The organism is Candidatus Frankia alpina (assembly GCF_902806485.1).
GTDB lineage: Bacteria > Actinomycetota > Actinomycetes > Frankiales > Frankiaceae > Frankia > Frankia alpina.
The window spans coordinates 22,027-28,616 of the sequence record NZ_CADCWT010000038.1 but is presented as its reverse complement, the minus strand read 5'-3'; the positions used below and the strand labels follow the sequence as shown (position 1 = coordinate 28,616).

Annotated in this window: 4 protein-coding genes and 2 pseudogenes; all 6 read left to right on the top strand. The window is 71.7% G+C overall.

The genetic code is table 11. The annotated features are described in order from the left end of the window. Positions 1-1,398, top strand: a pseudogene (locus G6R25_RS07020) (FHA domain-containing protein); the annotation flags it as partial. Continuing rightward, complete coding sequence (locus G6R25_RS07015) at positions 1,395-2,297, top strand: DUF305 domain-containing protein (RefSeq protein WP_163552326.1); 903 nt, start codon at positions 1,395-1,397, stop codon at positions 2,295-2,297. The pseudogene G6R25_RS07020 and the gene G6R25_RS07015, both read left to right, overlap by 4 nt. A 438-nt stretch (positions 2,298-2,735) precedes the next feature. Beyond that, the gene (locus G6R25_RS07010) at positions 2,736-4,205 is read left to right on the top strand and encodes a SulP family inorganic anion transporter (RefSeq protein WP_473246880.1); all 1,470 of its coding nucleotides are present in this window, start codon (positions 2,736-2,738) and stop codon (positions 4,203-4,205) included. 66 nt (positions 4,206-4,271) lie between these two features. Further along, positions 4,272-5,414 carry a family 43 glycosylhydrolase gene (locus G6R25_RS07005; protein WP_163552325.1) on the top strand — a complete coding sequence of 381 codons (1,143 nt, stop codon included), beginning with the start codon at positions 4,272-4,274 and terminating at the stop codon, positions 5,412-5,414. 104 nt (positions 5,415-5,518) lie between these two features. Next, positions 5,519-6,280: a YceI family protein gene (locus G6R25_RS07000; RefSeq protein WP_163552324.1), complete on the top strand. Its 762-nt coding sequence runs from the start codon at positions 5,519-5,521 to the stop codon at positions 6,278-6,280. Further along, positions 6,273-6,584 (top strand): annotated as a pseudogene (locus tag G6R25_RS06995) (IS5/IS1182 family transposase); the annotation flags it as partial. The gene G6R25_RS07000 and the pseudogene G6R25_RS06995, both read left to right, overlap by 8 nt. Between the last annotated feature and the right edge of the window lie 6 nt (positions 6,585-6,590).

Below are 6,590 nucleotides of genomic sequence, written 5' to 3'. Positions count from 1 at the left end.
GGCTGTGCGCCGAGGTGGCCGCGGAGGTGGGCACGACCGCGTCGACCATGGGTCGCCGGCTCGTGCGCCGGGTCGCCGGGCTCCTCGCCGACGCCGACCCTGACCAGGTGCCCGACTTCAGCCTGCTGACCACCGTCAACGACCGCGTCGCGGCGCTCGTTCACGGGGCGATGGACGTCGTGGCGTCCGGCACGTCCGGGGTGACGCTGTCCGGCGTGGACTCTGCCACCTGGGTCGACCGCCTGCTGCCCACCGAGATCACCCGGATCGACGTCGGGCCGACCGGCATCGTCGGCCCGACCGGTTTCCCCGGCGGCCTCGGCGACCTCGGCTTCCCCCTCGACCTGGGGATCGGCGCGGTACCCGGGATCGGGGTGAGCCTGCTGCTCAGCGACGCACCCGCGCTTCCCGCCACCAAGACCCCGGCCGAGCGGCTGCTGGCCGGCTTCGATCCCCTGCGCGACCCGATGACGGGCTCCGCGGCGATTCCCACGCCCAGCGCGCGCCCCCGACCCGATGCCGACCACCCCGCCGGCGCTGGCCCCGCTGCTCAGCGAGGAGGAGGAGGAGGAGGAGGCCCACCGTCGCCGGGCGGCGGCGGAACCCACCCAGGCCGCCGACCTCAACGAACTCGACGAGCTCGACGAGGACCCGCCGACCGAGCTCGCCGGGCTCGAGGCGCTCGGCCGCGCCTCGGTCGACTCTGCCTCCAACGGCCACATCGGCCAGCTCGGCGGGCACGTCGAGCCCCTGTCGGACGGCCTCGGCGACGACGAGCACGACGCCATGACCCAGCTGCCCGGGCAGACCTTCACCGTCTCCGACCTCATCGACGAAGACGACGCCCCGACGATGCTGCCCAGCAACTCCGAGCCCCAGGTCGAAGGGGTCCTGTGCGCGAACGGGCACTTCAACCACCCGCAGGCGCCCTACTGCGCCGAGTGCGGCCTGTCGCTGGCCCAGCAGGGCGCCCACACCGTGTGGGGTCCGCGGCCGACGGTCGGGGTGCTCGTGTTCGACGACGGGCTGACGATGAATGTCGACATGGACCTGGTCATCGGCCGCCGGCCCGACCGGGACGACGCCGTCCGGGCCGGTAAGGCGCGGGCACTGCCGGTCGAAGACGGCGAAAGCGCCGTCTCCCGAGTACACGCCGTGATCACCCTGACCGGCTGGGACGTTGTGATCACCGACCAGGGCTCGGCCAACGGCACCTACATCGCGCCGCCCGAGGCGACCGTGTGGACCCCGCTCAGCCCGCACCAGCCCGCCCCGCTGGTGCCGGGGACCCGGGTCCAGGTCGGCAAGCGGACCTTCGTCCCTACACGTCTGACCCCCCGCCCCGCGGGGGGTGGCGCGCGAAACGTCGGCACCTACGTCAGACTTGACGGACGATGAGCGATTCAGAACCGCGCGGTGGGGGCCGTCTGCCCGCCGCCCCCACCGCGCACGCAGACGCATCCGCCGAGCCCCACGTACTGGACGACGGACCCGGGCCAGCCCAGGCCGACCTGGCTGCCACCGACCTGGCTGCCACCGATCCCGCCGGAGCCGAGGCCGCCGCGCCCCCGCGGCGTCGCCGGGGCCGGGGCCGGGCCACGCTGTGGTGGGCTCCGGTCGTCGTGGTGCTGGTTGCCGGGCTGCTGGCCGCCGGCTCGGCGTTGGGCGACCTGCTCGACCGCCCGCCGGGGGAAGGCTCCGTCGACGTCGGCTTCGCCCGCGACATGTCCGAGCACCACGCGCAGGCCGTGCAGATGGCGATGATCGAGTTCGACCGCGGCGGCGACGCGTCGACCCGCAGCGTCGCGCAGGACATCGCGCTGACCCAGCAGCGGGAGATCGGCATCATGTCGGCGTGGCTGTCCGGCTGGGGACGGGCCCAGAGCGCCAGCGGCGCACCGATGCCCTGGATGGGCGGCACCGGCGCGAGCGCGAGCGCGGGCGCCGAGCACGACGCGCACGGCGACACCGGCTCGGCCGCCATGGGCGACATGCCGGGCATGAGCGGGTCGATCGGCGGGGCCGCCTCGGCCGACGACACCGCCCGGATGCCGGGCATGGCGACCCCGAACGAGCTACGGCGGCTCGCGACGATCCACGGCCGTGACCTCGACGTCCTGTTCCTCACCCTGATGGTGCACCACCACCGTGGCGGGCTGGCGATGGCGCAGTACGCGGCGCAGCACGCCGATTCCGACCGCACGCGCAGCCTGGCCCGGGCGATGGTGCTCAACCAGTCGATCGAGATCGACCAGATGCAGCAGGCTCTGACCCGGCTCGGGGCACCCCGGGCATGACCGGTCGAACCCTCCCGCTGCGTCAGCGAAGCTGACTTCGTATCGTCAGGTCCGACTAACCGGACCGTACCGCCGGTCGTCCACCTGAGGCGTGGGGAACACCGCCCCGCAGTCGTTCCCAGGGCGATGATGCCGCCGTGCTCCGTTCCCCGGGGAGCAGTCATGTCTCCCCACGGGTGCGCCGTCCCCGTCGGAGGCGTCGCCGTCCCGTCGATGCACAGCGTGGTGGCGAGAGGCGGCGGGTGAGTAGGGTCCGGTCCCACCCCGGTGGCTTCGGCGCTGCGCCGAAGCCACCGTCGATCGTCGAGGTTCCGGTGCTATGACAGCTGTTTCCGCCCGTGAGATCGCCGGCGTGGTGGCTGGGGGCCGTCGTGTGGTCGTCGGGGGCTGCGCTTACCCGCGCCGGCCCGGCGCTGGCCGGACACGCGCCACGTCCGGGTGGAGCTGCTCGCGGGTCTGGTGACCGCGCTCGCGCTGATCCCGGAGACGATCTCGTTCTCGGTGGTGGCCGGGGTCGACCCGAAGGTCGGCCTGTTCGCGTCGTTCACCATCTCGGTGATCATCGCGTTCACCGGCGACCGGCCGGCGATGATCTCCGCCGCCGCCGGTTCGATGGCCCTCGTGGCCGCGCCGCTGGTCCGCGAGCATGGGCTGAACTACCTGCTCGCGACCACCGTCGGGGTCGGGCTGCTGATGGGTGTCCTCGGCGTGCTCGGGGTCGCGCGGCTGATGCGCTTCGTGCCGCGCACCGTGATGATCGGCTTCGTCAACGCGCTGGCCATCCTGATCTTCACCGCCCAGATGCCGCACGTCATCGGCGAGTCGTGGAAGGTCTACGTCCTGGTCGCGGGGGGCCTGGCGATCCTGCTGACGGTCCCCCGGCTCACAACGGCGGTCCCAGCGCCGCTCGTGGCGGTGGCGGTCCTGACGCTGGTCACGTGCGGTTTCCACGTCTCGGTGCCGACGGTCGGCGACGAGGGCCGGCTGCCCGGCTCGCTGCCGGTGCCCGGCATCCCCGACGTCCCGCTGAGCTGGGAAACCCTGCGGATCATCGCACCCTACGTGGTCGCGCTGACCGCCGTGGGACTGTTGGAGACGCTGCTGACCGCCCAGATCGTCGACCGGATGACCGACTCCACCCACGATCCGAACCGCGAGTCCTGGGGCCTGGGCATCGCCAACGTCGTCAACGGCTTCTTCGGCGGGATGGGTGGCTGCGCGATGATCGGCCAGACCATCGTCAATGTCAACTCCGGCGGTCGCGGCCGGCTGTCGACCTTCGCCGCCGGCGGCTTCCTGCTGATGCTCGTCGTTCCGCTGCGCGACCTCGTCCGGCACATCCCGATGTCCGCGCTGGTCGCGGTGATGATCCTGGTCTCGGTGATGACCTTCGAATGGCGCAGCATCGCACCCTCGACGCTGCGTCGGATGCCCCGCGGCGAGACTGCGGTCATGGTCGCGACGGTCGCCGTCGTGGTTCCCACCCACAACCTGGCGTATGGCGTGCTGGTCGGCACCGTCCTGGCCGCCCTGCTGTTCACCCGCCGGGTCGCCCACCGGACCCTGGTGACCAGCGTGCTCGACCCGGAGGGCCGCGAACGGATCTACGCGGTCCAGGGCTCGCTGTTCTTCGCCTCGACCAGCAACCTGGCCGACGCCTTCGACTACGCCCGTGACCCAGCCCAAGTGGTCGTCGACCTGGCCCAGGCCGACGTCCTCGACTCCGCCGCGGTCGCCGCCCTCGATGACGTCCGCGCGAAGTACCGCGAGCGCGGCACCGAGGTGACCCTCGTCGGGCTGAACCCACGCAGCGCCACCCTGCTGCGAGAGTTATCCACCGAACCAACACCCGAACCGACACCTGAGGCGACACCTGAGGCGACAGGAAGTGTCCGCAGAGTCGATTGACACCCAACTTCACCCCACCGTGAATACACTCCGCCATCAGATACTCACTATGAGGATGGTGGCGGCATGGGCGAGAAGGACCTCATCGGTGGTCTGGTCGACTTCGCCCGACGCCAGCCGGCCGTGATCGTCATCGCCATCGTGCTGGTCGGGCTGTATCTGTCCAAGGCGAGCTCGGGCGCCTCCACCCGGGCCGTGCTCGTCCCCGGCGTCGACTTCCCTGCCCCGACCCTGCTGACCCGCAACCGGACGACCTACGCCGTCGGCGTGGACCCGCGTTCCCCCGACACGATCAGCCTGCTGTCCAGCCGGGATCGCCGGAGCTGGACCACCGAGCCCGACGCCCTGACGGCGCCGCCCGGTTGGGCCGACCCGGGCGGCGGGCTGGGGCCGGCGGCGATCGGCGCGTTCGACGGCTCGTACGTCCTCTACTACACGACGGCCGTACGCGGACTCGGCATCCGCTGCATCTCGGCGGCGACCTCGGACGACGTGGACGAGCCATTCGTGGACACGTCGCTGGCCCCGTTCGTCTGCCAGACCGCGGACGGCGGCAGCACCGACCCGAGCCCCTTCGTCGACGACGCCGGGCACGCCTACCTCACCTGGAGCAGCCCGGGGCGACCCGACGGCGCGGGCCCGACACTGTGGGCCCAGCGGCTGCGCTCGGACGGGCTGGTACTCACCGGCGAGCCGGCAGTGCTGCTGCGCCCGAGCGTGCCCTGGCAGCAGAAGCGGGTCGCGAGCCCCTCGATGATCGTCGAGGATGGGCGCTACCACCTAGTGTACTCCGCCGCGCCGGAGCTCAACGGTCGCCAGGTGGTCGCCGGCGCCTCCTGCACCGGCCCGCTCGGCCCCTGCAAGCCGGCCCCGAAGCCGATGCTGACCGGCGGGAAGGTAGGTTTCGGCCCCGGCGGCGCCCATGCCTTCACCGACTCCCGCCACCGCTGGTGGCTGGGCCTGCACAGTTGGGACTCGCCGCCGGCGGGCCCCTACCTGCCGACCGGACGGTTCGTCGTGGTCCCCCTGCACGTGCGCGACGACGGGCTGTCGGTGCAGGTCAACTCAGTCACGCAGGGCCGGGTCCGCCCGCCCGAGCAGCACGACTCCCACCCCCGCGACCACGGCGACCACGGCGACCACGGCCGCGAGCAGAACGCCACCGACAGCGGCGGGCGCACCGGCCCCGGGACGGCCGCCGGCGGGTGAGAGGCACAATGGCCTTCTCACGACATCGTTGTTTGGACAGCTAACAGGGACGAACCTCAGCGGCGCCCGTCGCCGAGGCCGACGGCAAGAGGGACGATCTTCCGATGACCGAACCCGAGGCACCGGCTCCGCAGCCCCGGCGCCGGCGCCTGCTCTTCGTCCTGCTCGGCGCCGTCGTCGTACTGGCGATCCTCGTGGTGGGCGGCACGGCCGTCTACATCAATTTCATCAAGAAGGACGCCCCGGAGGAGTTCTCCCTGGCGCAGCCGGGCGAGAACGCGTCCGTAGCACCGGCCGGCTCGCTGAGCGGCTCCTGGACGATCGCCGGGGGCTCGAAGGTCGGCTACCGGGTCAAGGAGGTGCTCTTCGGCCAGGACACGACCGCGGCCGGGCGGACGAAGAAGGTCACCGGCTCGCTCACCATCGCCGGCTCAGTGGCCACGAAGGCGTCCTTCACCGCGCAGATGGCCTCGGTGACCAGCGACGAAAGCCGCCGGGACAACCAGTTCCGCGGCCGGATCATGGACACCGACACCTATCCGACCGCGACGTTCACCCTCGCCGAACCCGTCGACATCGGCACCGTCCCCACCGACTCGAAGACCACCCGGACCGTGTCGGCGAAGGGCGATCTGGTCCTGCGCGGCCAGACGAAACGGGTCACCATGACACTGCAGTCACGCTGGGACGGCACCTCGATCCGCACGGTCGGCCAACTCCCCGTCGTCTTCGCCGACTACGGCATCCCCAACCCGAGCTTCCCCGGCATCTCCACCGAGGACCACGGCATCATGGAAGTCTCCCTGATCTTCAACCGCTCCTCCTCGACCACCGCCCCCACCCCCACCCCCGTCGCCAGCCCTTAACCTGCGCCACGCCCTGACCGCGGCGAGCATGGCCGGCTACGACCACGTCATCATCGACGGCACGGTGATCGAGGCCGGCCGGGTCCGCACCCCCGGCCCGGCCGAGGACGTGGACCTGCCCGACGAACAGAAGGCGCACAACAGGATCCACAACGCGCTGCGCACCGTCGGTGAACGCGCGAACGCGCCGCTCAAGGGCACCTTCCGACTGCTCCACACCATCACGATCTTCCCCTGGAAGATCGGACTCGTCGCGAAAGCCGCTCTCGTCATCCTCCACACCGAGCACCGGCGCACCGCCTGAAACCCA

Excerpts from the sequence above, each read along its gene's own strand:
- G6R25_RS07015 (WP_163552326.1), top strand. The coding sequence starts at position 1,395 with ATGAGCGATTCAGAACCGCGCGGTGGGGGCCGTCTGCCCGCCGCCCCC.
- G6R25_RS07005 (WP_163552325.1), top strand. The coding sequence starts at position 4,272 with ATGGGCGAGAAGGACCTCATCGGTGGTCTGGTCGACTTCGCCCGACGC.
- G6R25_RS07000 (WP_163552324.1), top strand. The coding sequence starts at position 5,519 with ATGACCGAACCCGAGGCACCGGCTCCGCAGCCCCGGCGCCGGCGCCTG.